Source organism: Variovorax sp. FW305-3-2-15-B-LB1, assembly GCF_058787635.1.
This window is the reverse complement of the sequence record NZ_JBYSZY010000031.1, coordinates 25,799-49,758: the sequence shown is the minus strand read 5'-3', so window position 1 is coordinate 49,758 and position 23,960 is coordinate 25,799. Positions and strand designations below refer to the sequence as shown.

Sequence of the window (23,960 nt, the reverse complement as noted above, 5' to 3'; positions counted from 1 at the left end):
TTAGCCATTTGCGCACCAGCAGGGTGCTACCGCATGAAACGGCCGCCGTTGAGGTCCAGCGTCGCCCCGGTCATGAAGGCCGCGGCCGGCGAGGCCAGGTAGACGACGGCGGCGGCCACCTCGTCGGCCAGCCCGAAGCGGCCCAGCGGGATGCCGGCTTTCAGCGCTTGCTGCCGCTCGGGCGCCAGCGCAGCGAGCGCGGGGCTGTCGATGGCGGCGGGGGCCAGCGCGTTCACGGTCACGCCGCGCGGCGCCAGCTCCCGCGCAAAGGCACGTGTCAGCGCCAGCAGGCCGGCCTTGCTGGCCGCGTAGTGCACACCGGTGGCACTGCTGACCTGTTGCCCCGCCAGCGAGGCCAGGTTGACGATGCGACCCGCGCCGCGCTCGCGCATGTGCCTTCCCGCGATGCGGCAGCCGAAGAAGCTGCCGCGCAGGTTGATGGCGAGCACGTCGTCCCACTCGGTGGGCGTGATGTCCCACAGCGAGGTGGTCGGCGTTCGCGCTGCGTTGTTGACCAGGATGTCGACCGCGCCGAAGTGCGCCACGGCCTGCGCGAAGCGGTCGTTGAAGGCCTGCTCGTCGCGCACATCGAGCGACAGCGCGAGGCCGTTCACCTCGGCGGCCACGGCCTGTGCATTGGCCTCGTCGATGTCGGCCACCGCCACGCGTGCACCGGCCTGTGCCAGCCCACGCGCGATGGCCGCGCCCAGCCCTTGCCCCGCGCCGGTCACGAAGGCCACACGACCTGCCAGCGGAAGCGTGGTGGCGTGCGTCATCCGGCTTTGGCGGGCCGACCTTCCCAGGTCTGCGGCCCCACGCCGCGCTCGCGCAGCTTGAACTTCTGCACCTTGCCGTTCTCGGTGCGCGGCAGATCGGGCAAGAGGTCGATGTAGCGCGGCACCGCGAAGTACGGCAGGCGGCCTTCGCAGAAACGCGCCAGCTCGGCCGGGTCGATGACGATGCCTTCGCGCGCCACCAGCGCGGCCATCACCTCGTCTTCGGCCAGCTCGGAGCGCACGGGGTACACGGCGCACGAGGCCACGCCCGGGTGGCTCAGCAGCACCTGCTCGACCTCGAAGGACGAGATGTTCTCGCCGCGCCGGCGGATCGCGTCCTTGATGCGGTCGACAAAGCGGAACGCGCCGTCGGCATCGCGCACCACGCGGTCGCCCGTGTGGAACCACAGGTTGCGCCAGGCCTCGACGGTCTTCTCGGGCATGTGGAAGTAGCCGCTGGCAAAGGCATAGGGCTCGTCGGCGCGCAGCAGCAGTTCGCCGGCCTCGCCGGGCGGCAGCGGCACGTCGTCTTCATCGGCGACGCAGGCCTGGAAGCCGGGGCGCAGCCAGCCCATGACGCCGCCGCGCGGCGAATCGGGCGCGGTGGCAATGGCGAAGTTGGTCTCGGTCGAGCCGTAGCCTTCGAGCAGCGACACGCCCGTGCGCGCCTGGAAGGCTTGCCCCGCCGCCGCAGGCACGCCGGGGCCGAGGCCGGTGCGCACGCAGTGGTCGCGCTCGCCCTCGCCTTCGGGCTGGGCCAGCAGGATCGGCACCATCGCGCCCAGCAGGTAGACCACGGTCGCGCCGTTGGCGCGCATCGCCGGCCAGAAGCCCGAGGCGGAGAAGCGCGACTCGAACACCACCTCGGCCCCGGTGAGCGCGGCCTGCGCGAAGGTGTTGAGTGCGTTGATGTGAAAGAGCGGCAGCGTCGTGCACAGCACATCGTCGCGGCCCACGCCGAGCACCTCGGCGCTGTTCACGCCCCACCAGAAGTACTGCGCCTGCGGGCAGATCACGCCCTTGGCCGGGCCCGTGGTGCCCGAGGTGTAGAGGATGGCGAGCGGGTCGCCCGGCTGCACGGTGGCGGGCGGCAGGGCCTGCCCACCCGGCGGGTAGGCCGACACGCGCACGCCGGCGGGCGGCGTCCACGGCGCTTCGGCCTCGCCCACCACCCACACCTCGCGCAGCGCCGTGCGGGCCAGGTCGGCCGTGGCCAGCCGATCGAGAAAGTCCGCCTCGATCACCAGCAGCTTCGCCTCGCTGTTCGCGAGGAAGTATTCGATCTGCGGCCCCATCGACGCGGTGTTGACCGGCACGACCGACGCGCCGAGCCAGCCCGCGCCGAGGAAGGTGTCGAGGAACTCGATGCGGTTGCCGCACATCACGGCGATGCGGTCGCCGCGCGCCACGCCGTGTTGCGCGAGCGCACCGGCGCGCGTGGCCGCCGCGTCGGCCGCATCGGCATGCGTCCATTGCCGGCCCGCGATGCGCAGCAGCGGGCGAGCGCCGAACAGCGCCGCCTGCCGCTGCAGCATGGCGGGCAGCGTGCGCTGCGCCGGCGGCACCGCGCGCGGGTCACTCGTCATCGTGCGTGCCTCCGCCGAGGTAGGTGGCCTGCACACGCGGGTCGCTGGCCAGTTCGGCCGAGGCGCCCGAGAGCGCGATCTCGCCGGTCTCCAGCACGTAGCCTTCGTCCGAGCTTTCGAGCGCGGCGCGCGCGTTCTGCTCCACCAGCAGGATCGACACGCCGTCGTCGCGCAGCTTGCGCACGATGGTGAGGATGTCGCGCACGATCAGCGGCGCCAGGCCCAGGCTGGGCTCGTCGAGCATCAACAAGCGCGGCGCCGACATGAGCGCGCGGCCCACCGCCAGCATCTGCCGCTCGCCGCCCGAGAGCGTGTCGGCGCGTTGCGCGCGGCGCTCGGCCAGGCGCGGGAAGCGGTCGTACACCGACTGCAGCTGCCGCTTCATCGCGTCGCCGCGCAGCCGCTTGGCGTAGGCGCCGAGCTGCAGGTTGTCGAGCACGGTGAGTTCGCCGAACAGTTCACGCCGCTCCGGCACGAGGCACAGCCCGCGCTCCACGCGCGACTCCACATCGAGCCCCTGCAGGTCTTCGCCTTCGAAACGCAGCGTGCCCTTGCACGGCAGCAGGCCCATGGCCGCGGCCAGCAGCGTGGTCTTGCCCGCGCCGTTGGGGCCGATCACCGAGATGATCTGGCCCCGCTGCACGTCGAGCGACACGCCGCGCACCGCCTCGACCTGCCCGTACGACACGTGCAGATCGCCAATCTCCAGCATCGCGGTCATACGACGCTCCCCAGGTAAGCCGCCTGCACACGCTCGTCGGCGCGCACCGCCGACGGCACGCCCTCCACGAGCTTGGAGCCGAAGTTCATCACCACCAAACGGTCCACCAGTTTCATCACGAAGTCCATGTCGTGTTCGACGATCAGGATGGTCACGCCCTCCTCGCGCAGCTTGCGCAGCAGGTCGCCCAAGGCCATCTTTTCCTTGCGGCGCAGGCCGGCCGCGGGCTCGTCGAGCACCAGCAGCACGGGGTCGGCAGCCAGCGCGCGTGCGATTTCCAAAATGCGCTGCGTGCCCAGCGGCAGGCTGCCCGCGAGCTCGTGCGCGCGGTCGCCCAGGCCGATGCGGTCGAGCTGGCGCTGCGCCTCCTGCAGGATCTGGCTTTCTTCCGTGCGATCGAGCCGCAGGCCCGCCTTCAGGATGCCCGAGCGCGTGCGCGAGTGCGCGCCCAGCGCCACGTTGTCCAGCAGGCTCATGTGCGGGCGCAGCTTCACGTGCTGGAAGGTGCGCGCCAGCCCGAGCCGCGCCACCGCGCGCTGCGGCATGCCGGCGATGTCGTGCTCGAGAAAGCGCACCTGGCCCGCGCTCATCGGCAGCGTGCAGGTCAGCAGGTTGAACATGGTCGACTTGCCCGCGCCGTTGGGCCCGATGAGGCCGATGATCTCGCCCGCCTTGACGTCGAAGCTCACGTCGTTCACCGCCACCAGACCGCCGAAACGCTTCACGGCGCCGTTGACCGACAGCACCTGCGTGCCGCGCGCCGGCAGCTGCCGGTGCGGCAGCGGCTCGACCGGCGCTCCGGTGTAGCGCGAGGCGCCCTGCGGCGCGGCGCGCCGGCGCGTCCAGCGCCGCAGCAGGCCCATCACGCCACCGCGCGCAAAGTGCAGCAGCAGGATGAACAGCGCCGCGAAGGCCACGGCCTCCAGCTGGCCCGCGCGCTGCGTGAGCATCGGCAGCACGTCCTGCAGGCCGTTCTTCAGCACCAGCACCAGCGCCGCGCCCACCAGCGCGCCCGCCAGCTGCCCGAGCCCGCCGGCGACGGCCATCAGCAGGTACTCGATGCTGGCGCGCACGTCGAAGGGCGACGGGCTCACGAAGCGGTTCATGTGCGCATAGAGCCAGCCCGCCAGCCCCGCGAACAGCGCCGCTGTGACGAACAGCGACAGCCGCACGCGGTAGGCGTCGGCCCCCACGCTGGCCAGCAGCGTGGCGCCGCCGCGCAGCCCGCGGATGGCGCGCCCGGGCCGCGACTGCAGCAGGTTGTGGCTGAACAGGCAGGCCAGCCCGACCACCACCCAGATCAGGTAGTACATCGCGCGCGGATCGGCCAGCGACCAGCCGCCGATCTGCAGCGGCGGGATGTTCGACAGGCCCGTGTGGCGCCCGAGCGCATCGACGTTGCCGAACAGCATCGCGATCGACAGCCCCCAGGCGATGGTGCTCAGCGGCAGGAAGTGCCCGCCCAGGCGCAGCGTGAGCATGCCGATGGCCAGCGCCGACAGGCCGGTGAGCAGCAGCGCGAACAAGAGCCCCAGCCACGGCGACAGGCCCTGCGCGGTCGTGAGCCACGCCGTGGCGTAGGCCGCGATGCCCACGAAGGCCGCCTGGCCGAACGAGGTGGCGCCGCCCACGCCGGTGAGCAGCACGAGGCCCAGCGCCACCAGCGCGCCGATGCCGATGTCGTTCAGCAGCGAGACCGTGAAGCTGCCCGCCACGGCCGGCACCAGGGCCAGCACGACGATCACGCCCGCGATCCACGCCATGCGTTTGGTGTTGCCGTTCATTGGTCCACCTCGTCTTCTTCCTCTTCCGAATGGGCCGCCATGAAGGAGCGCAGCATGAGCACCGGGATCAGCAGGCTGAACACGATCACGTCTTTCAGCGCGCCGCTCCAGAACGACGCGAAGCTCTCGACCACGCCGACCGCCAGCGCGCCGATGGCCGTCATCGGGTAGCTCACGAGCCCGCCGATGATCGCGGCCACGAAGGCCTTCAGGCCAATGATGAAACCCGAGTCGTAGTACATGGTGGTCACCGGCGCGATCAGCACGCCGATGAGCCCCGCCAGCAGCGAGGCGCAGCCGTAGGCCAGCAGCGCCGTGCGCACCGGCCGGATGCCGACCAGCCGCGCGCCCACGCGGTTCACGGCCGTGGCGCGCAGCGCCTTGCCGGCCACCGTGCGCTCGAACACCAGGAAGAACAGCCCGCTCAGCACCACGGCCGCCCCCACCATCAGCACCACCTGGCCGCTGACCGTGAAGCCGTCGCCCAGCGTAAACACCGCGCTCGTGAGCGGCGTGGTGCGCGAGCCCTCGGGCCCGAAGAACAGCAGGCCCAGGCCCGAGAGCAGGAAGTGCAGCGCCAGCGACACGATCAGCAGCACCAGCACCGAGGCGTCGGCGATCGGCTGGAACACCACGCGCGCCAGCAGCGGCGCGATGGGCACCACCAGCAGCACGGCCACCGCGATGTGCACCGCCACCGGCACGCCGGGCCGCGCCGCCAGCCAGGCGAGCACGCACGGAATGGCCGGCAGCACGCCCCAGGTCAGCACCGCCTTCGGGATGCGCGCCGCCTCGCCGCGCCGCAACAGGCTGCCGATTTCGGTGGCCAGCGCCAGTGCAGCCAGCACCGCCACCATGCCGATGGTCGGCGGCACGCGGCCGGTTTCGAAGGCCGCCAGCGACAGGGCGGCAAAGGCCGCGATGTCGCCGAACGGCACGAACACCACCCGCGTGACCGAGAAGATCAGCACCAGCCCGAGCCCGGCCAGCAGATAGACGGCACCGTTGGCCAGGCCGTCGGTGACGAGGATCAATGCCACGTCCCAGTTCATAGAAAAACCTCAGTCGGAGTCATCGTTGTCGTTGTCGTGAAGGGAAACAGGAGATTCAAGGGGCGAGCTTCCATTGGCCGTTGTCGAGCTTGACGATCACGCGGGCGCGCTCGTCCACGCCGTACAGGCTGCCGGGCTTGAAGGTGTAGACGCCGTGGGTGCCGACCACTTCCTTGGTGCTGAAGATGGCGTCGCGCAGCGCCACGCGGAACTCGGGCGTGCCCGGCTCGGCCTTCTTCATGGCGCGCGAGGCCGCATCGACGAACACCAGCCAGCCGTCGAAGGAGTAGGCCGAGAAGGCGTCGCTGGTGGGTGCGTTGTTGACCTTCTGGAACACGGCGCGGAAGTCGGTCGCGATCTTCTTGGTCGGGTAGTCGGCCGGCAGCTGCTCGGCGACGATCACCGGGCCCGTGGGCATCAGCGCGCTCTGGCCGGCCGCGCCGACCACGCGCACGAAGTCGGGGTTGATCAGGCCGTGCTGGCCGTACACGCCGCCCTTGAAGCCGCGCTCCTGCAGGGCCAGGAACGGCAGCGCGCCCGGCGTGCCGGCGCCGCCGGTCATCACCGCGTCGGGACGCAGCGCCACGATCTTCAGCACCTGGCCGGTCACCGAGGCGTCGGCGCGCGCGTAGCGCTCGTTGCTCACCACCTTGATGCCGGCGCCCGGCGCGGCCTTCATGAGGGCCTCGTAGACCAGGTCGCCCCAGGCGTCGGAAAAGCCGATGTAGCCCACGGTCTTGACGTTGTTGCGCTTCATGCGCTCGACCACGGCGTCGATCATGAGCTGCGTGGGCTGCGCCACCGTCATGACCCACGGGTTCTCGTTGGGGTCGAGCAGGATGGGCGTGAGGCCGATCATCGGCGTCTTGGCCTCCTTGCCGACCTGCGCCATCGCGATGGCCGACGGCACGCCCGAGGTGCCCATGAGCACGTCGACCTTCTCGTCCTCGATGAGCTTGCGCGCGTTGCGCCCGGCCGTGGTCGGGTCGGAGCCGTCGTCCAGCACCACGAGCTGGATCTTGCGGCCGTTGACCTCGCCCTTGTAGGCCAGCGCGGCCTGCATGCCCTTGGCGTACGGCACGCCCAGCGAGGAGTTGGGCCCCGACAGCGACACGCTGAGTCCGACCTTGAGGTCGGCCGCCAGTGCGCTCGCCACACCACAGGCGGTCAGCGCCGCGGCGAGGGCACCGCGCGTCAAGGTCTGCATCAGGTTCTTCATGTCGTAGCTCCAGTGAGGAAGGATGGAAGGAACAGAAACTCAGATGAACAACTGGATGGCCGGCAGAGGGCGCGCGGCATTGAGCAGGTCGACGCGCTTCTCGCGGATGGACCAGCCCGTGGGGGTGCGAATGAGGTGGTGGCGGGCGGTGCCGCTCAGCAGCAGCTGGTCGTCGCCGCGCGCCTCGATGTAGAGAAAGGGCGTGCGCAGGCGCACGTCGTCGGTGCCCTCTTCCTCGATGCGCGAGGGCTGCAGCACATGCTGGCTGTGGCTGGCCGGGTGCTGCGAATGCGCGCGCGGGTTCTTCAGACGCTCCACGCGAAGCTGCAGCAGCAGCCGGTCTTCGTAGGCCAGCGAGTTGTGCGAGAACGGATCGGCCTGCGCCGCGCCGAGCAGCGGCACCCAGTAGTGGCCGTCGTCGGCGAACAGGGCCAGCCAGTCGTCGAAGCGGCGCGCGTCGAGCAGGGCCGCCTCGTGGGCGATGAAGTCGCGCGGGTCGTTCATGCCGCCACCTCCGGCGTCATGGCCCGGGCCCAGGCGCGGAACTGGTTGCGCATGAGCAACTCGTTGGTGCCGTTGGTGGTCACCGTGGCCTGCTGCGTCTCGGCCGGGTCGTGGTTGCGGTGCAGGCTGATCCACTCGTTGCCGCCCGCGCGCAGGCCCTTCTGGATGCTCTCGAACAGGTGCACGTCGTCGTGCGCCACCACCGACACGGGCGAGAACACGAGCCGGTTGTAGCTCATGGCGCGCTCGAACAAGAGCGCGGGCGCACCGGCCGCGCGGAAGCTCCAGGCCTCGATGAGCGTGCAGTCGGCCGCCAGCGGGCGGATCACGCGGATGGCCTGCGGCGAGCCCTTGACCGACAGGCTCGGGTACAGCACCGAGTTCTGCGGCGAGCGCTGCAGGATGTCGGCGGCGCGCGCCACGCCGTGCGCGGCCTGCATCGCGGCCTCGTACTCGGGCAACTGCGCGTAGTTGGAGTGGATGCTGAAGTTCACGCCCAGCACGCTGTGGCCGTTGGCGAACACGCGCCCGCCCATCTGGTCGAAGAACTCGTAGCCCGAGCCGAAGGGCAGGATCTGCTCCATCGCCATCGGCTTGGGGTCGGTGGGCGCATGCCCTTCCCACAGCGCCTCGGCCGCCTTGGTGGCCGACTCGTGCGTCGACATCGGGTGCACCGTGTCGTTGATGTTCTCCAGGTACATCTTCCAGTTGCAATGGACGATGTTGCGCAGCACGCCGCCACCCACCGTGAGCCTGCCCTCGGGCGAGCGGTCGACCATGTTGTCGAGCGCGCCCAGCACGTCGCCGAAGTAGTCCTCAAACGAGGGACCGGTGTCGGACAAGCGCACGAACACGAAGTCGCGGTACACCTTCACGTGCTTCACCACCGACAGCCCCTGCCCCGACTCGCAGGCCTTGAGCTGCGTGCCCTCGTAGCCGTTCTTCAACGGCAGGCCCAGCGGCGCGCCGTCGAGCTTGTAGGTCCAGGCGTGGTACGGGCAACGAAAGAAGCGGCCGGTGTTGCCGCTCTCGTCCGTCACGAGCTGCGTGCCCTTGTGGGCGCAGCGGTTGTACATGACGTGCACCGCGCCGTCGGGCTGGCGCACCATGAGCAGCGGGCGGCCCGCGATCTCCTGCGTGACGAAGTCGCCCGCCGCCGGCACCTGGCTGGCATGGCCCAGGAAGACCCAGGTGCGGGCGAACAGGCGCTCCTGCTCCAGCGCGAACAGCTCGTCGCTGAGGTACAGGTCGCGGTGCACCCGGTCGTCGCGGACCAGCGCCGCGACGAGATCGGGGCGGTTGCGGTAGGCGGTCATGGCGGTGGGCTTTGGCTAGACCGGGGTCAGGGGACCAGCTTCCACTGGCCCTTGTTCATCTGCACGATCACGACGCCGCGCTGGTCCGAGCCGTAGCGGTCGTCGGGCTTGAAGGTGTAGATGCCGTGCGTGCCCACCAGCTCTTTCGTGCCCACGATGGCATCGCGCAGCGCCGTGCGGTACTGCGGCGTGCCGGGCTCGCCCTTGGTGCGCGAGGCCGCGTCGGCCAGCAGCAGGTAGGCGTCGTAGGTGTACGACGAGAAGGCATCGGTGGGCACCGCGCCGTTCGCCTTCTGGTACGCAGCGCGAAAGCCCATCGCGACCTTCTTGATGGGGTTGCTCTCGGGCAGCTGGTCGGCCACCAGCACCGGGCCGCTGGGCACCTGCAGCCCGTCGATGGCCGTGCCGCCCACGCGTACGAAGTCGGCATTGATGAGGCCGTGCGTGCCGTAGATCTTGCCCTTGTAGCCGCGTTCGGCCAGTGCCAGGTAGGGCAGCGCGCCCGGCGTGCCGGAGTTGCCTGCAAACACCGCGTCGGGCCGCGCCGCGACGATCTTCAGGATCTGCCCGGCCACCGAGGAATCGCTGCGCGCATAGCGCTCGTTGGCCACCACCTTGATGCCGGCGGTGGCGGCGCTCTTCACGAGCGAGTCGTAGGCCAGGTCACCCAGCGCGTCGGAGAAACCGATGAAGGCGACCGTCTTCACGCCCGACTTCTGCATGCGCTCGACCACGCCCGCCACCATGAGCGGGAACGGCTGCGACACGGTGACGGTCCATGCGCCGTCCGCGCCCGGAATGGTCACGGGCGTGGGCGAGATGAGCGGCGTGTTGAGCTCGCGCGCCACCGAGGCGATGGCCATCGCGCCCGGCACGCCCGAGGTGCCGATGAGCACGTCGACCTTGTCTTCCGTCACCAGCTTGCGCGCGTTGCGCCCGGCGGTGGTCGGGTCGGAGGCGTCGTCGAGCACGATGAGCTGCACCTTGCGCCCGCCGATCTCGGGCCGCTCGGCGATGGCCGCGCGGATGCCCTTCTCGTAGGGCACGCCCAGCGCCGCGACCGGCCCCGAGAGCGAGCTGATGAAGCCGATCTTGAGGTCTGCCGCCGCCGCACCGACGGCGGTGAAGGCGGCCAGCAGCGCGAGGCCAAGGCGGGAGATTGTCTTCATGGGAGCTTCCTCTTCGGGGGTTGGAATGGGGACGAGGGACGGTCAGTAGCGCAAGGTGCGGCGCGATTCGAGGTCGGCGTCGACCTGCGCGGGCGTGAGCCGCTCCGGCTTGCATTCGAAGCGCTCGAACAGCGCCAGCTGGTCGGCGTAATGGCGGTCGCGCACACCGGCCGGGCTCACGAAGCCGCTCTGCCCCGGCGCCGCGACCGAGCACATGTCGAGCGCGCCCGGACGCAGCACGACGCGGTAGTTGAGCGTGCCGCGGTTCATGTAGGGGCTGACCTCGGGCTCGTCGCCCGCGCCGGCCCACGGCACGCCGATGGCGTTGATGCGCGAGAAGCGGTGACGCACCACGGGCGTGGTCCACGCGGCCATGTCGGGCCCGAGACGGGTGCGCAGTTCGCCCACCGCATCGGTCAGCGCCGCGCGCACCATCGTGCGCGGGTCCTGCCCGTTGAAGAAGTCGTGGCGCTGCGGCACGCCCGAGGCCGGGCCGCTCAGTGCGTTCCACAGCAGCTTGGCCACGGCCGCGGGCTGGGCGCTGCCGGGCGAGCCGCGCGGCGTGAGCGTGGGGTAGCCCAGGTTGGCGTAGGTGGCGAACACGGCCGGCGGCAGGTCGTCGGCCAGCAGGCGCCGCGACATCGCACCCAGCCACGCGCGCAGCACGGTGGTGGCGCGGTTGTCGTACACCTCGCCGCCCGGGGCGACGCGGTTCTTCAGGTCCCAGTTGGCGAGCAGGTCGGCCGCGCGGCGCGCGGGATCGCCGGCCGGCAGGCCCTTGGCCGCGTCGACGATGAGAGGCACGAAGTAGCGCGCGTTCAGGTCGGCCAGCGCCGCGCCCTGGCTCACGCGCCAGACCTCGTCGGCGCCCAGCTTCGCCGTGCCCTGCAGCTGCGCATGGATTTCAGCGACGCGGTCGACGTGCGAGAAGTTCGCGCCGTCCGCGCGCAGGCCTTCGGCGATCTGGTTGTTCCAGCTCGCGAGGTAGCCCTGCGCGGGGTTGTAGGCGCGCGGATTGGCGCTGAACGGCAGGCTGCCCTGCCACTCCATGCTGCCGTCGCCGCGCGCGGGAAAGCGGATGTCCTGCGTGGCCGGGCGGCGCGGCATGCGGCCCAGGCCCACGGCGCCGATGTTGCCCGCCACGTCGGCATAGAACCAGGTGATGGACGCGGCCACGCGCTCGCCCTGCGCGAGAAAGCCCGACCAGTCGCGCGCCCGTGCGGCACGCGCCCAGCCCAGCATGGTCTCGACCTCGCGGCCCTGCCAGGTGCTGCGCGCGGTGTAGGCGCGGGCGTTGTCCACGTCCCAGCTCTGCACGAAGCCGTGCACCGTGGCGTAGATGTCCACGCTCTGCGGCGCGGCGCCCTTCACGCGGATGACGTCGGTGCGCCGGGTCATCGGGCGGTAGGCGCCGTCGTACCGGTACTCGTAGCGGTTGGCCGGGTTCAGTTCTTCCTGGTAGATGTCGTTGGTGTCGAGCGAGCCCACCGTCGATCCCCAGGCGATGGTGCCGTTGGTGCCGAACAGCACCGGCAGCAGGCCGATGGGCGTGAGGCCCGTGAGGTCGTAGCCCGCGCCGTGCAGGCCGATGCCGTGCACGAACGACGGGTTGTTGAAGCCCTGCTGCGGGCCGTTGTACAGGACGGCCACGCCCTCCTTGGTGCGCGAGGGGCCGAGCACCCAGGCGTTGCTGGCGGTCGGCATGCCTTCGGTGGCGGCCAGGCCCATGCGGGCGACCTGCGTGGCGCGGAAGTCGGCGGCGGCCTGCGTGGAGACCGGCGCGAGCGCGGCGTCGCCGGGCTCGGCGCTTGCCAGCCGGTTCGCGTTGCCGCGCGGCACGATGGTCGGCGCGGTCGGGTCTTCGAGCCAGCGCAGCTGCTCGTACAGCTGCAGGCCGGCCACGTCGCCGCGCGCGGCCTTGAGCTGGTTGAGCAGCGAGAGGTTGGCCACCTCCGCCGTGCCCGCGAAGAAGCGGTTGAGGATCAGGCCGATCCAGACCATGGCCACGTCGTCGGCGGTCCAGGGCGCGGGCTCGAAGCCGTTGTCGATGAACTCGCGCGGCATCAACTTCGCGCGGTCGGCCAGCACGTCGCGGATGCGCGCGTTGACGCCCGCGGCGTAGCCTTCGAACATGGCGCGGTCGTCGGCGTTCAGCGCATCGATCTGGCGACGGATCGACACCGGATCGATGTTGGCGCGCGTGGCCTTGTCGGTCGCGACGAACTCGGCCCCCAGCACCTCGGCCACGCTGCCGTTGCCCGAGCGCCACGCCATCTCCAGCTGGTAGAGCCGGTCTTCGGCGACGGCATAGCCGAAGCCGTGGAACAGGCCGCGCGTGTCGCTGGCGTAGACGTGCGGCACGCCGTAGCGGTCGCGCTTGATGGTGACTTCGCCACTGCCCGTGCCATTGCCGGGTGCGGTCGCGGCGCAGCCGGCCAACAGCGCGGCGGCGAACAGCACGGTGCCGGTCGCGCGCCGGCGACGCAGGGAACGAAGAAGCGGGTGCATGGGGTGGGCGGCGTTCATCGGATCGACGCGAGGGCGTTCAGGGCACCAGCTTCCACTGGCCCTTCTCGAGCTTCACGACGACGCGCGAACGGTCGTCCGAGCCGTAGCGCTCGGTGGGCTTGAAGTTGTAGACGCTGTGCGTGCCCACCAGCTCCTTGGTGCTCACGATGGCGTCGCGCAGCGCCAGGCGGAACTGCGGCGTGCCGGGCTCGGCCTTGGTGGCCAGCGCGCGCTGGGCCGCGTCCAGGTACACCAGCCATGCATCGAAGGTGTAGGCGGAGAAGGCGTCGGTCGGCGGTGCGCCGTTGGCCTTCTGGTAGGCCGCGCGGAAGTCCATCGACACCTTGCGGATCGGGTTGTCGCTGGGCAGCTGCTCGGCCACGATCACCGGGCCCGTAGGGGCCAGCAGGCCTTCGACCGACGCACCGCCCACGCGCACGAAGTCGGGGTTGATGAGCGCGTGCATGCCGTAGATCTGGCCCTTGTAGCCGCGCTCCGAGAGGGCCAGGTACGGCAGCGCGCCCGGCGTGCCCGAGGTGCCGGTGATCACCGCGTCGGGGCGCAGCGCCACGATCTTCAGCACCTGCCCGGTCACCGAGGCGTCGCCGCGCGCATAGCGCTCGTTCGACACGATCTTGATGCCGGCCGGCTCGGCGCTCTTTTGCAGCGCGCCGTACACCAGGTCGCCCCAGGCGTCGGAGAAGCCGATGTAGCCCACCGTCTTCACGCCCGACTTCTTCATGCGCTCGACCACCGCGCTCACCATGAGCGGTGCGGGCTGCGGCAGCGTGACCATCCACGCGCCCTCCTCGCCCGGCAGGTTGGCATTGGCGATGGAGATCAGCGGCGTCTTGGTTTCGCGTGCCACGCCGGCGATGGCCAGCGCGCCGGGCGAACCGGCCGTGCCGATGATGACGTCGACCTTGTCCTCGTCGATCATCTTGCGTGCGTTGCGCGCGGCCGTGGTGGGGTCGGACGCGTCATCGAGCTGCACCAGTTGGATCTTGCGACCGCCTACGTCGGCCTTGTAGGCGAGCGCGGCCTTCATGCCCTTTTCGTACGGAATGCCCAGCGACGACACCGGCCCCGACAGCGAGGTGATGAAGCCGACCTTCAGATCGGCGGCCCACGCGCTGGCGGCGCTCAGCGCGCCGAGGCCCGCGACAACGGCCGCGAGGGTGCGAATTCGGTTCAGGACTTTCATGGCGATGCTCCAGAGGTGATGTTTTTGAACGGAACGGAACGAAACGGACGCTGAAATGAAGCTAGAGGGCCAGGCTGCCGACGCTGGTGCCGCCGCAGACATAAAGCACCTGGCCGGTGACGAAGCTGTTCTCGGGCGCGGCGAAGAAACGCACGGCGCGTGCCACGTCGGCCGATTCACCCAGGCGCTTGACGGGCACCGAGGCCGCGAGCGCGCGCTCCTTCTCGCTGCCGGCCTCGACCACGTCGTAGAACATGTCGGTGCGGATCGGGCCCGGCGCCACCACGTTCACCGTGATGCCGTCGGCCGCGAGCTCCAGCGCCCAGGTGCGCGCCATGCCCAGCATGCCGGCCTTGGTGGCCGAGTAGCTGGTGCGCGTGGCCAGGCCCAGCGCGGCGCGCGACGACAGCAGCACCACGCGGCCGAAGCGCTGCGCACGCATCGCGGGCAGCGCGCACTGCACCAGCTGGATGGCGCAGCCCAGGTGCAGGTCGACCAGCGCATCGAGGTCGTCGAGCTTCACGTCGGGCAGCAGCGCGGCGCGGATCACGCCGGCGTTGTGGACGATGGTGGTGGGTGCGAAGCGCTCGACCAGTTCGCGCACGGCCTGGCCGGTGGCGGCGCGGTCGGCCAGGTCAACCTCGAGGCTGTGCATCTTCGGGTGGTCGATCTCGGCCTTGCGGCGCGCGAGCGAGACCACCTCGTAGCCTTGCGCGAGCAGGTCTTCGCAGATGGCCTTGCCGATGCCGGCGCTGCCGCCGGTGACGGCCGCGACCTTGGGTGCGGCGGTGCTCATGCCGTGGCTCCCACCAGGGCCAGCACGCGCAGCGGGCTGCCGCTGCCCTTCTCGATCTTCAGCGGCGGGCAGATCAGCACCGCGCCCGATGCCGGCAGCAAGTCGAGGTTGCTCAGGCACTGCAGGCCGTAGCGGCCCGCGCCGTGCATGTAGTAGTGGCAGGGGTACGGCGGACGCAGGTGGTAGCCCTGCCCCGCGTCGGTGCCGATGGCTTCGGAGCCGAAGCCCAGCACGTCGCGCTGCTCGACCAGGAAGCGCACGGCCTCGGTGCTCGGGCCCGGCGTGTGCTGGCCAGTCTCGTCGAAGTTCTGGTAGGCCTCGGGGTCGGTGCGCTTGGACCAGTCGGTGCGCATGAGCACCCACGCGCCCTTCGGGATGCGGCCGTGCGCGGCCTCGTAGGCCTCGATGTCCTCGAGGGTCAGCAGGTAGTCGGGGTCGTCCTTCACCTGCGGCGAGCAGTCGATCACGCAGGCCGGCGCCACGAAGTGCTGAACGGGAATGGTGTCGACCGAGTTGTTCGGCAGGTCGCGGCCCGAGATCCAGTGGATCGGCGCGTCGAAGTGCGTGCCGGTGTGCTCGCCGCAGGAGAAGTTGTTCCAGTACCAGCCCGGGCCGCGCTCGTCGTACTTGGACACTTCCTCGATGCGGAAGGGCCAGCACTGGCCCATCTCGGGCGGCAGCGCGATCTGCGGGAACTCGGGCGTGAGCGTCTGCGTGAGGTCGATCACGCGGATGCGGCCGCTGGCCATGGCGGTCACGAGGCTGCCGAGGACTTCGGCGGCGGACATCAGTTCGTTGGTGGTCGTGGTCATCGTGTGATTCCTCTGCTCAGCCGCCCGCCGCGAGTTCGCGTTCGAGCACCTTGGGGTTGTCGCGCCAGCGCTCCAGCCACTCCTGCGCCACGTCGCCCGGGTACACGTCTTCCACGCCGTCGCGCAGCGCCTTCACGATGGCGTTGGCCAGCGTGGCGGGTGCCAGCTTGGGCGGCGGCGTGTGCTGGTTCCATTCGTCGTCGATGGGGCCGGGGAACACGTTGATCACGCGGATGCCGGCGGGCCGCATCTCGGCGCGCAGGCACTGCGCGAGCGAATGCGCCGCCGCCTTCGAGGCGCTGAAGGTGCCGTGCGGCGGGAAGTTGCTCAGCGCATAGATCGACAGCAGGTTGACCCACGCCGTCGCACCCGTCGCGCCGTCGGCCGAGCGGCCCTTGAGCGCGGGGCCGAACTCCTGCGCCAGGCGCAGCAGGCCGAAGTAGTTGATGTCCATCTCGGCCTTGGCCACGTCGGTGCCACGCCGCGCACCGATGCCGAAGGTGCGGTGCACCTCGGCGTTGTTGATGACGATGTCGACCTTGCCGCCGATGGAGCCGGCCAGCTCGGTCACCTGGCGGCCGTTGGTGAGGTCCAGCGGCACGAGCGTGACCTGCGGCAGCGCCGAGATGTCGTCGAGCCCGTCGCCCATCTTCTTCCAGGGTTCGGCATGGCCGACCCAGACGATGTCGGCGCCGGCCTTCACCAGCGCACGCACGAGGGCCTGGCCCGTCTCGGTCTTGCCGTCGGTCACCAGCACCTTGCGGAACTTGGGGTCGCTGGTCATTTCGCGCAGCATCTTGTCGTCGGCCATGTGGGGACTCCCTTCAGTCGGAAAAGCAATGAGGACGGCCTGGCCGGCGCGGTCGAGCCGGGCGCCGACACGCACGCGCGTGGGCGCATCGCCGACCTCGCCGTGCAGGTGGACCATGAGCGTGGGGCCGGCATCCAGGTGCACCAGGCCCAGCCGCCAGGGCAGCCGCTCGCGAAAGAACAGGTCGTTGCTGTGGTGCAGCGTGGTGCTGCCGAGCAGCGCGCCCTCGCCGCTCTGCGGGCGCCAGCGCAACGCCGACGACAGGCACTTGTGGCAGACCTCGCGCGGCGGGTACTGCACCGTGCCGCAGTCCTCGCAGGTCTGCAGCTCGAAGCGGCCTTCGGCGGCGGCGGCCGTGAGACCGAGCGCGACGCGGCCGCGCGCGCCGGGCGGCAGGTTCATCTGCCGGGTGCGCAGCACCGGGTTCTTGCGCGGGGGGCGCATCATCGGCATCGTCATAGCGCCTCCGCCGGGCCGCCCCAAGGCAGGCGCGCGGCCCCCTCGGGGGGCAGTGCAGCCGCGCAGCGGCAAACGTGGGGGTACATCATTCCGGTCTCCCGAGGATGACGGCGCCTGTACACAGGCAGCGGTCGTAGGTCACCATGCCGAAGCCGGCGACGAGGCCCAGCTGGGCGTTGGGCACGGCGCGGGCGCCGGCCTGGTCGGTCAATTGGCGGATCGCTTCGACCATGCCGAGGAAGCCACCCGCCGCACCGGCCTGCCCGGCCGAGAGCTGGCCGCCGCTGGTGTTGTTCGGAAAGCTGCCGTCGAAGGTCATGGTGTTGGCCTGCACGAAGGCCGAGCCCTCGCCCTTCTCGCAGAAGCCCAGGTCCTCGAACTGCATCATCACGATGACGGGGTAGTCGTCGTAGGTCTGCACGAAGTCGAGCGCGGCGGGCTGCACGCCGGCCTGTGCATAGAGGTCGTCGCGGTCCTTGCGCCAGCCGCCCTGCACCATCACCGGGTCTTCGGCGTAGGCGTTGTGGCGCTCGATGGCGCCGCGGATCACGACGTGCGCCAGGCCCAGGTCGCGCGCACGCTCCTCGCTCATCACGAGGAAGGCGTCGGCGCCGGCGCAGGGCATCACGCAGTCGAACAGGTGGATCGGGTCGGAGATGGGCCGCGCGGCCATGTACTCGTCGAGCGTGAGGCCCTTCTTGAACATGGCGTTCGGGTTGCCCAGCGCGTTGGTGCGCTGGTCCACGCAGATGCGGCCGAAGTCTTCGCGCGTGGCGCCGTAGGTGCGCATGTAGTTGGCGGTGATGAACGCGAAGATCGAGTTCGGGCCGCCCGAGCCGTAGGGGTAGCTCGCATCGCGCGCGAAGTTGCTGAAGCTGCCCAGCGTCTGGCGGAAGGAGTCGACGTGGTTGGTGTCGGCGCCCACGCAGGCGACGATGTCGGCATCGCCCGCCTGCACCGCACGCGCCGCGCGGCGCAGGCACATCACGCCCGAGGCGCCACCGGTGGGCATGTGGTCGAGCCAGCGCGGCGACAGGCCCAGGTGCTGCGTGACGCCCACGGCCGTGTCGGGCGCCAGCGAGAAGCTGCTCAGGCACAGGCCGTCGATCTGTTCCTTGGCCACGCCGCTGGCCTGCACCAGCGCGTCGATGGCCTGGCCGACGAACCAGTGCGCGGTGCGCGTGGAGTAGCGCACGTAGGGCACGGTGACGGGCACCGCGACCGCGACGCCTTCGTAGGAAAGCCGGTTGCGTTTCGTCATGCCTGCCTCTTTTTCATGGAGCGCGTGTCGATGCAATGGCCCTGGCCCGGCAGCGACTGCGCCATCTCGCGCAGCTGGCCGCGCTGGATCTTCTGCGAGGGCGTGAGCGGCAGCGCGTCGACAAAGGCCACGTAGCCCGGCGCCTTGTAGTACGCCAGCTGCGCGAGTGCGTGCTGGACGATGCTGGCCGCGACCGCTTCCCGCTGCGACGTCTCGGTGTCTTCGCGCAGCACGATGCAGGCGAGCACCTCGTCGCCGCGCACCGCATCGGGCGTGGCGGCCACGGCCGAGGTCTTCACGGCCGGGTGCTGGTTGAGCACGCTCTCGACCTCGACGGCCGAGATGTTCTCGCCGCTGCGGCGGATCACGTTCTTCTTGCGATCGACGAAGAAGAAGTTGCCGTCGGCGTCGCGGCGCACGAGGTCGCCGGTGTGGAACCAGCCGTCGGCCCAGGCTTCGCGCGTGGCTTCTTCGTCCTTCAGGTAGCCGGAGAAGAAGTAGCGGCGCGGGTCGGCGCCGGCCGAGCGCACCAGCAGTTCGCCGGGCATGTCGGTGCCCACGTCGCTGCCGTCCTCGCCCATGAGGCGGATCTCGACGAAGTCTTCCTGCCGCCCGAAGCAGCTGGTGCCCACGAGGCGCGGCTCGCGGTTGGCCATGATGCAGGCGGCCGCGCCGGTCTCGGTCATGGCCCAGGCCTCGACCAGCGGGAAGCCGAAGCGTTCCTCGAAGGGCGCGTGGTTCTTGCGGTCGACACCGGCGCCGAAGCCCCAGCGGATCGCGTGGTCGCGGTCGGCCGCCGACGCGGGAGCCGACAGCAGCATCGCGGGCATCACGCCCAGGTAGTGGACGATGGTCGCGCCGCTTTCCTTCGCGCTGGCCAGCCAGCTCTTCGGATGGAAGCGGTCGAGCTGCACGAGGCAGCCGCCGGCAATGAGCACGACCATGGTCGAGAACGCCATCGCGTTCATGTGGTTGAGCGGCAGCGGCGTGATCACGCGCTCGGCGTCGGGGCGGATGCTGCACACGCCGTCCAGCGCGGCATACCACTCGCCGGCGCGCAGGAAGTACGCGTTGCTCAGGATGCAGCCCTTGGGCCGGCCCGTGGTGCCCGAGGTGTAAAGCAGGCCGCATTCGGTGTCGGTGCCCACGGGCTCGCCGGCGCGCGGCGCGGCTGTCTTCGCGGGTGGCACGGCGTCGTCGGGGCCCATGGTCTCGAAGGCCACGCCAGCCTGCGCGGCGGCAGCCTGCAGGTCGGCGGCGCGCTCGGGCAGCGTGACGGCCAGGCCGATCTCGCTGTGGCCGATGAGGTAGACCAGCTCGGCCGAGCGCATCTCGGCGTTGATCGGCACCACGCTCGCGCCCAACGCGTTCAGCGCGAGCCAGTGGAAGATGAAGGCGGGCCGGTTCTCCAGCAGCAGGCCGACGCGGTGGCCGTGGCCGTAGCCGGCCTGTGCGTAGGCGGTGCGCAGCCGTTCGATTTCTGCGGCGGCTTCGCCCCAGCGGATGGCGCCGGCAGCGATGCCGTAGGCGGCGGCGGTCACCGATTCGGTGAAGAGGAATTCGGCCTGCGGGGTGCGCGCAGCCGTGGCGGCGAACACCTGGTGGACGGTGGCGTGGGTCATCGCGTCCTCAGATGAAAAGCTGCACGGCCGGAAGCGCCGCGTCGCAGTTGAGCAGGTCGACGCGCTTGAGCGTCATGCGCAGCGCGCCGTCCTGCACCGTGAGGTGATGGAAGAAGGTGCCGACGTAGAACTGCAGCTCGTCGCCCTGCGACTCGGTGTAGTGGAACTCGGTGCGCACCACGAAGCGGCGGGCCTCGGTGTCGAAGGTCTCGACCACGGGCACCTGCAGCAGGTGGTGGCAGCGGCTTTGAGGCTGCTGCGAGAACGCGCGCGGGCTCTTCAGGCGCTCGATGCGCAGCTCGCGCAGCAGCTTGTCCTCGTACAGGTGCGAGGTGTGGTTCAGGCCGTCTTCCTGGTCGGGCACGAGCGGAATCCAGTAGAACGCGTCGTCGGTGAAGAGGGCGTTCCACTCTTCGTAGCGGCGGGTGTCGAGCAGGCGCGCTTCGTTGACGACGAAGTCGATGAGGTCCTGGCGGGTGATGTCGATGACGTTGGTGGTGGCCATTACATCGTCTCCGTCATGCGCTGCACCCAGCTTCGATATTGGTTGCGCATGGGCAGCTCGTTGGTGCCGCCCGTGGTGATCTCGCCGCCCTTCAACTCCGATTCGTCGTAGTCGCGGTGCAGGCTCACCCACTCGTTGCCGCTGGCGTGCAGGCCGGCCTGCATGCCGCGGTAGGCCTGCAGGTCGTCGTGGCCCACCACCGAGAACGGCGAGTTGATGAGGCGGTTGTACATGGTGGTGCGCTGCAGCAGCTCGGGCGGCGCGCCCTTGAGGCGGAAGGTCCAGCTCTCGATGAGGGTCTTGTCGGCCGAGATCGGCTTGACCACGCGGATCGCCTGGATCGCGCCCTTGATCGTGAGGTTCGGGTAGTACACGGTGTTGTGCCGCGCCATGCCCAGGATCTGCGCCGTCTTCTCTTCGCCGTAGCGCGCCTTCATGGCGTCGTCGTACTCGGGGATCGCCTTGTACTTGCTGTGGATGCTGAAGTGCACGCCCGTGAAGCTGTGGCCATGGTCATACGTGCGGATGCCCATGTCCTCGAAGAACTTGTAGTCGGACATGAAGGGCACGAACTGCTCCACGGCCATGGGCTTGGGCTCGTCCTCGGGCTTGTCGGCCCACATGCGCTTGGCGGTGCCGGCCGACGACTCGTGCGCCACCATGGGGTGCATGGTGTCGTTGAGGTTCTCGACGAACATCTTCCAGTTGCACTGGTGCATGAAGCGCAGGCAGCCGCCGGCGATCTCCAGTTCGCCCTCGGGCGAGCGGTCGGCCATGTTGTCGATGGAGCTGAGCGAATCGCCGAAGTACTCCTCGAAGTCGGGGCCCGCGTCGTTGATCTTCACGAAGATGAAGCCGCGGTGGCTGCGCACATGCTTCACCGGGGTGAGGCCCTTGCCCGACTCGCACTCGTGCAGCTGCGTGTGCTCGTAGCCGGTCTTCAGCGGAATGGCCAGCGGCGCGCCGTCGGTCTTGAAGGTCCAGGCGTGGTACGGGCAGCGAAAGAACTTGCCGGTGTTGCCGCAGGGCCCGTTGACCAGGCGCGAGCCCTTGTGGGCGCAGCGGTTCATCATGACGCGCACGCTGCCGTCGCTGTGGCGCACGACGATCAGCGGGCGGCCCGCGATCTCGTTGGTGATCCAGTCGCCCGACTTCGGCAGCTGGCTCTCGTGGCCGACGTAGTTCCAGGTGTTGGCGAAGAAGTGCTCCTGCTCCAGCTCGAAAAGCTCCTGGCTGGTGTACAGGTCGCGGTGCACGCGGTCGCTCTGCACGAGCGCGCGAACGGCATCGGGGTTGTCTCGGTACGAAGGCATGGTTCTCCTGGCTCCTTCCTGGCTGGCTTTTCTCAGAGGTCGAGCACCAGGCGCGCTCCCTTGGCGCGCGAGATGCAGATCTGCATGACGGTGCCTTCCGCCTTCTCGCGGGCGGTGAGCACGTAGTCGCGGTGGTCGATCTCGCCCTCGATCACGGGCACGGCGCACACGCCGCATTCGCCGCGCTTGCAATCGAACATCGGGTCGCAGCCGTGTTCGATGAGGCAGTCGAGGATGCTCTGGCCGACCGGCACGGTGAAGCGCTGGCCCGACTGGGCGAGTTCCACCTCGAAGGGCTGGTCGCCCTCCTCCACGACGGGTTCGGTGAAGAGCTCGAAGTGCACGCGATCGTGTTCCCAACCGCGGGACTGGGTGCACGCGAGCACGGCGTCGAGCATGACCTTGGGGCCGCACACGTAGAGGCGGTCGCCGGCGGGCACGGCGTCGAGCAGCGCGTCGATGTCCAGCGGCGCGCCGGCCTCGGCGTCGGCATGCACGCGCAGGTCGTCGCCCAGCAGCGCCTGCAGCTCGGGCAGGAAAGCCATCAGGTCGCGGCTGCGGCCGGCGTAGTGCATGCGCACGGCGGCGCCTTCGGCGCGGCGGCGCGCGGCCATCGACGCCAGCGGCGTCACACCGATGCCGCCGGCCACCAGCACCGTGCCGCCCGGGCCGGTGTGCAGCGGAAAGTCGTTCTTCGGCGGCTCGATGGTGAGCACGCTGCCCTCGGCCAGCCCTTCATGCATGAAGCGCGAGCCGCCGCGGCCGTCGGCCTCCTTGCGCACGGCGATCACGTAGTCGGTCGGGGCGTTGGTGGCGTTGCGCTCGGTGGCGAAGTTGATGAGCGAGTAGTGGCGCCAGTCGGTGGTGCCGTCGGCCAGCGTCACCTGCACGCGGATGTGCGCGCCGGCGGCGAAGCCGGGCAGCGCGCGGCCGTCTTCGGCGCGCAGGCGCAGCAGGCGGATCAGCGGGTTGAGGGCGCGCGCTTCGGCGACGCGAAGCTGGAGCGTGGGGGCGGTCATGGTTCGGGTCCCTTCAGGCCAAGGCGTGCTGCACCAGCGCGGCCTGCAGCTTGTGGCCGTGTTCGTCGGCGAGTGCCGCGTCGCGCAGTTCGCGCAGCGTGGCGGGCGCCAGCGCGGCACCTGCACGCTCGAATGCGCGCATCACGGTGTCGTAGTTGCGCAGGCCGCGCTCGTGCGTGTCGCTGTAGCCCTTGACCAGGCGCTGGCACTGGGCGAGTTCGACGGCCAGCGCGGGGTTGCGTGGCGCGGTGGCGGCGATGCGCTGCAGCCATTCCTCGATGCGGCGGTTTTCGTCGGCGTAGCGCATCGTCGAGCGGCGCCAGCCCTTGCAGGCCGCGACCATGCGCAGCATCAGGTAGCCGCGCAGCGAGCTGGTGCGGATCACGCGGCCGTGCTGCGTGAAGCGCTCGACGATCTTCTTCGGCACCGTGGAATGCATGAGCCAGCGGCCGAGGCCGCCGGGCAGCGTCTCGCAGATTTCCTGCAGGCGCGGGTGCATGTACTCGTGGATGGCGAGCAGCTGGCCCGGCTGCACGCCGGCCTCGCCGTGCACGCGCTCGAAGCGGGTCGCGCGGGTCTTCAGGGCGGCGACGCGGGCCGTGTCTTCGTAGGACATCCACAGCGCGAGGTGGCGCGCGGTTTCGCGCAGCAGGCGGTGGGCGTCGTCGGGCAGCTTGGCAACAGCGGCCATGCGGTCGAGGTACAGGCCGGCGTAGGCCAGGTCCTGGTAGTCGATGAGGCGGCGCACGCCTTCGAGCAGGAAGTCGTGCGCGGGCAGCGGAAAGTCGCGCTGCACGCGCTCGACCAGCGCGCGCACGGCCGGATGGCGCGGCTGCGGTGCGGGCGTGGCGGCCGGTGCGACCTTGGCGGGTTCGCCGTCGTCGCCGTCCTGCGCGCGATCGAATGCTGCGCCGAAGGCCTTGAGGCTGGGCTTCACGCCCACGCCGCCGCGCTCGATGGTGGCCTCGAACTGCGCGCGGCCGAAGGGCAGCACGCCCGAGCCTGCGAGCGTACCGAACAGCACGGCGCTGATCACGCTGCCCGAGGCTTCGGCGGCCTGCGCCATGTCGAAACGGATGAAGCGCTTGGCGGCGCGCGCGGTGTGGGCGAGCAGCTGGTCGCTGTCGACGCGGCCGTCGCCCATGGCGCTCTTTTCGGCAATGGAGAAAACGCGGTGCGTCGATGCGATGAGCGTGGTGCGGTCGCGCGTGACCAGCCCGCGCTGCACCGCGCGGCCAGCTTCCATGAGCTCGGAGGCGAGCACCACGTCGACGTCGCCCGGCAGCGGCATCAGCGCGAGCACGGGGCGCCCGCCGTCGGCGTGGGCCTGTGCATCGGGGTACAGCTCGACGTAGTAGATGGTCGCGCCGGTGCGCTGGGCCACGCCGGGCACCGAGGTGGTCTGGGCGACGTAGCCGTTGGCCTCGCCCATGTCGACGATCCAGTCGGCGAGCACGCCACCGCCCTCCCCGCCCATGGCGAGGATGGCGATCTTGATGGGTTGAACCTTGTTCGTCATGGCG

Annotated in this window: 20 protein-coding genes; all 20 read right to left on the bottom strand. The window is 70.3% G+C overall.

Going from position 1 to position 23,960, the window contains the following annotated elements:
* Positions 1–26: 26 nt before the first annotated feature.
* The gene (locus AC3WQR_RS19300; protein WP_492743183.1) at positions 27–776 is read right to left on the bottom strand and encodes an SDR family NAD(P)-dependent oxidoreductase; all 750 of its coding nucleotides are present in this window, start codon (positions 774–776) and stop codon (positions 27–29) included.
* A complete protein-coding gene (locus tag AC3WQR_RS19295; RefSeq protein WP_492743182.1) occupies positions 773–2,362 on the bottom strand; it encodes an ATP-dependent acyl-CoA ligase in 1,590 nt (529 codons plus the stop codon). Before AC3WQR_RS19295 ends, AC3WQR_RS19300 begins: the two co-directional genes overlap by 4 nt.
* A complete protein-coding gene (locus AC3WQR_RS19290) occupies positions 2,352–3,083 on the bottom strand; it encodes an ABC transporter ATP-binding protein (RefSeq protein WP_062474979.1) in 732 nt (243 codons plus the stop codon). Before AC3WQR_RS19290 ends, AC3WQR_RS19295 begins: the two co-directional genes overlap by 11 nt.
* A complete protein-coding gene (locus AC3WQR_RS19285; RefSeq protein WP_062474982.1) occupies positions 3,080–4,867 on the bottom strand; it encodes a branched-chain amino acid ABC transporter ATP-binding protein/permease in 1,788 nt (595 codons plus the stop codon). The genes AC3WQR_RS19290 and AC3WQR_RS19285 overlap by 4 nt, the downstream gene beginning before the upstream one ends.
* Complete coding sequence (locus AC3WQR_RS19280; RefSeq protein WP_492743181.1) at positions 4,864–5,919, bottom strand: branched-chain amino acid ABC transporter permease; 1,056 nt, start codon at positions 5,917–5,919, stop codon at positions 4,864–4,866. Before AC3WQR_RS19280 ends, AC3WQR_RS19285 begins: the two co-directional genes overlap by 4 nt.
* Positions 5,920–5,974: 55 nt before the next feature.
* On the bottom strand, positions 5,975–7,138 hold the full coding sequence (locus tag AC3WQR_RS19275; RefSeq protein ID WP_492743180.1) for an ABC transporter substrate-binding protein: 1,164 nt from the start codon (positions 7,136–7,138) through the stop codon (positions 5,975–5,977).
* 39 nt (positions 7,139–7,177) lie between these two features.
* A complete protein-coding gene (locus AC3WQR_RS19270; RefSeq protein ID WP_492743179.1) occupies positions 7,178–7,642 on the bottom strand; it encodes an aromatic-ring-hydroxylating dioxygenase subunit beta in 465 nt (154 codons plus the stop codon).
* On the bottom strand, positions 7,639–8,958 hold the full coding sequence (locus tag AC3WQR_RS19265; protein ID WP_492743178.1) for an aromatic ring-hydroxylating dioxygenase subunit alpha: 1,320 nt from the start codon (positions 8,956–8,958) through the stop codon (positions 7,639–7,641). The genes AC3WQR_RS19270 and AC3WQR_RS19265 overlap by 4 nt, the downstream gene beginning before the upstream one ends.
* A 26-nt stretch (positions 8,959–8,984) precedes the next feature.
* A complete protein-coding gene (locus AC3WQR_RS19260) occupies positions 8,985–10,127 on the bottom strand; it encodes an ABC transporter substrate-binding protein (protein ID WP_492743177.1) in 1,143 nt (380 codons plus the stop codon).
* Between the two features lie 42 nt (positions 10,128–10,169).
* Positions 10,170–12,635 carry a penicillin acylase family protein gene (locus tag AC3WQR_RS19255; protein ID WP_492743176.1) on the bottom strand — a complete coding sequence of 822 codons (2,466 nt, stop codon included), beginning with the start codon at positions 12,633–12,635 and terminating at the stop codon, positions 10,170–10,172.
* 37 nt (positions 12,636–12,672) lie between these two features.
* The gene (locus AC3WQR_RS19250; protein WP_492743175.1) at positions 12,673–13,839 is read right to left on the bottom strand and encodes an ABC transporter substrate-binding protein; all 1,167 of its coding nucleotides are present in this window, start codon (positions 13,837–13,839) and stop codon (positions 12,673–12,675) included.
* 61 nt (positions 13,840–13,900) lie between these two features.
* Positions 13,901–14,635, bottom strand: coding sequence for an SDR family NAD(P)-dependent oxidoreductase (locus tag AC3WQR_RS19245; protein WP_492743174.1), 735 nt, complete (start codon positions 14,633–14,635; stop codon positions 13,901–13,903).
* Positions 14,632–15,447 (bottom strand): cyclase family protein, encoded by an 816-nt coding sequence (locus AC3WQR_RS19240; protein WP_062475012.1) that lies wholly within the window; start codon positions 15,445–15,447, stop codon positions 14,632–14,634. Before AC3WQR_RS19240 ends, AC3WQR_RS19245 begins: the two co-directional genes overlap by 4 nt.
* Before the next feature lie 16 nt (positions 15,448–15,463).
* Positions 15,464–16,717 (bottom strand): SDR family NAD(P)-dependent oxidoreductase, encoded by a 1,254-nt coding sequence (locus tag AC3WQR_RS19235; protein WP_492743173.1) that lies wholly within the window; start codon positions 16,715–16,717, stop codon positions 15,464–15,466.
* Positions 16,718–16,802: 85 nt separating this feature from the next.
* Positions 16,803–17,978: a thiolase family protein gene (locus AC3WQR_RS19230; protein ID WP_492743172.1), complete on the bottom strand. Its 1,176-nt coding sequence runs from the start codon at positions 17,976–17,978 to the stop codon at positions 16,803–16,805.
* A complete protein-coding gene (locus AC3WQR_RS19225; RefSeq protein WP_492743171.1) occupies positions 17,975–19,600 on the bottom strand; it encodes an AMP-binding protein in 1,626 nt (541 codons plus the stop codon). Before AC3WQR_RS19225 ends, AC3WQR_RS19230 begins: the two co-directional genes overlap by 4 nt.
* A 7-nt stretch (positions 19,601–19,607) precedes the next feature.
* Complete coding sequence (locus AC3WQR_RS19220) at positions 19,608–20,105, bottom strand: aromatic-ring-hydroxylating dioxygenase subunit beta (RefSeq protein WP_492743170.1); 498 nt, start codon at positions 20,103–20,105, stop codon at positions 19,608–19,610.
* Positions 20,105–21,418, bottom strand: a complete 1,314-nt coding sequence (locus tag AC3WQR_RS19215; RefSeq protein ID WP_492743169.1) for an aromatic ring-hydroxylating dioxygenase subunit alpha — start codon at positions 21,416–21,418, stop codon at positions 20,105–20,107. The genes AC3WQR_RS19220 and AC3WQR_RS19215 overlap by 1 nt, the downstream gene beginning before the upstream one ends.
* Before the next feature lie 32 nt (positions 21,419–21,450).
* Positions 21,451–22,437, bottom strand: coding sequence for a PDR/VanB family oxidoreductase (locus AC3WQR_RS19210; RefSeq protein ID WP_159273260.1), 987 nt, complete (start codon positions 22,435–22,437; stop codon positions 21,451–21,453).
* Positions 22,438–22,450: 13 nt separating this feature from the next.
* Positions 22,451–23,956, bottom strand: coding sequence for an indolepyruvate oxidoreductase subunit beta family protein (locus AC3WQR_RS19205; protein ID WP_369646144.1), 1,506 nt, complete (start codon positions 23,954–23,956; stop codon positions 22,451–22,453).
* Positions 23,957–23,960 lie beyond the last annotated feature (4 nt).

Excerpts from the sequence above, each read along its gene's own strand:
- AC3WQR_RS19300 (WP_492743183.1), bottom strand. The coding sequence starts at position 776 with ATGACGCACGCCACCACGCTTCCGCTGGCAGGTCGTGTGGCCTTCGTG.
- AC3WQR_RS19295 (WP_492743182.1), bottom strand. The coding sequence starts at position 2,362 with ATGACGAGTGACCCGCGCGCGGTGCCGCCGGCGCAGCGCACGCTGCCC.
- AC3WQR_RS19290 (WP_062474979.1), bottom strand. The coding sequence starts at position 3,083 with ATGACCGCGATGCTGGAGATTGGCGATCTGCACGTGTCGTACGGGCAG.
- AC3WQR_RS19285 (WP_062474982.1), bottom strand. The coding sequence starts at position 4,867 with ATGAACGGCAACACCAAACGCATGGCGTGGATCGCGGGCGTGATCGTC.
- AC3WQR_RS19280 (WP_492743181.1), bottom strand. The coding sequence starts at position 5,919 with ATGAACTGGGACGTGGCATTGATCCTCGTCACCGACGGCCTGGCCAAC.
- AC3WQR_RS19275 (WP_492743180.1), bottom strand. The coding sequence starts at position 7,138 with ATGAAGAACCTGATGCAGACCTTGACGCGCGGTGCCCTCGCCGCGGCG.
- AC3WQR_RS19270 (WP_492743179.1), bottom strand. The coding sequence starts at position 7,642 with ATGAACGACCCGCGCGACTTCATCGCCCACGAGGCGGCCCTGCTCGAC.
- AC3WQR_RS19265 (WP_492743178.1), bottom strand. The coding sequence starts at position 8,958 with ATGACCGCCTACCGCAACCGCCCCGATCTCGTCGCGGCGCTGGTCCGC.
- AC3WQR_RS19260 (WP_492743177.1), bottom strand. The coding sequence starts at position 10,127 with ATGAAGACAATCTCCCGCCTTGGCCTCGCGCTGCTGGCCGCCTTCACC.
- AC3WQR_RS19255 (WP_492743176.1), bottom strand. The coding sequence starts at position 12,635 with ATGCACCCGCTTCTTCGTTCCCTGCGTCGCCGGCGCGCGACCGGCACC.
- AC3WQR_RS19250 (WP_492743175.1), bottom strand. The coding sequence starts at position 13,839 with ATGAAAGTCCTGAACCGAATTCGCACCCTCGCGGCCGTTGTCGCGGGC.
- AC3WQR_RS19245 (WP_492743174.1), bottom strand. The coding sequence starts at position 14,635 with ATGAGCACCGCCGCACCCAAGGTCGCGGCCGTCACCGGCGGCAGCGCC.
- AC3WQR_RS19240 (WP_062475012.1), bottom strand. The coding sequence starts at position 15,447 with ATGACCACGACCACCAACGAACTGATGTCCGCCGCCGAAGTCCTCGGC.
- AC3WQR_RS19235 (WP_492743173.1), bottom strand. The coding sequence starts at position 16,717 with ATGACGATGCCGATGATGCGCCCCCCGCGCAAGAACCCGGTGCTGCGC.
- AC3WQR_RS19230 (WP_492743172.1), bottom strand. The coding sequence starts at position 17,978 with ATGACGAAACGCAACCGGCTTTCCTACGAAGGCGTCGCGGTCGCGGTG.
- AC3WQR_RS19225 (WP_492743171.1), bottom strand. The coding sequence starts at position 19,600 with ATGACCCACGCCACCGTCCACCAGGTGTTCGCCGCCACGGCTGCGCGC.
- AC3WQR_RS19220 (WP_492743170.1), bottom strand. The coding sequence starts at position 20,105 with ATGGCCACCACCAACGTCATCGACATCACCCGCCAGGACCTCATCGAC.
- AC3WQR_RS19215 (WP_492743169.1), bottom strand. The coding sequence starts at position 21,418 with ATGCCTTCGTACCGAGACAACCCCGATGCCGTTCGCGCGCTCGTGCAG.
- AC3WQR_RS19210 (WP_159273260.1), bottom strand. The coding sequence starts at position 22,437 with ATGACCGCCCCCACGCTCCAGCTTCGCGTCGCCGAAGCGCGCGCCCTC.
- AC3WQR_RS19205 (WP_369646144.1), bottom strand. The coding sequence starts at position 23,956 with ATGACGAACAAGGTTCAACCCATCAAGATCGCCATCCTCGCCATGGGC.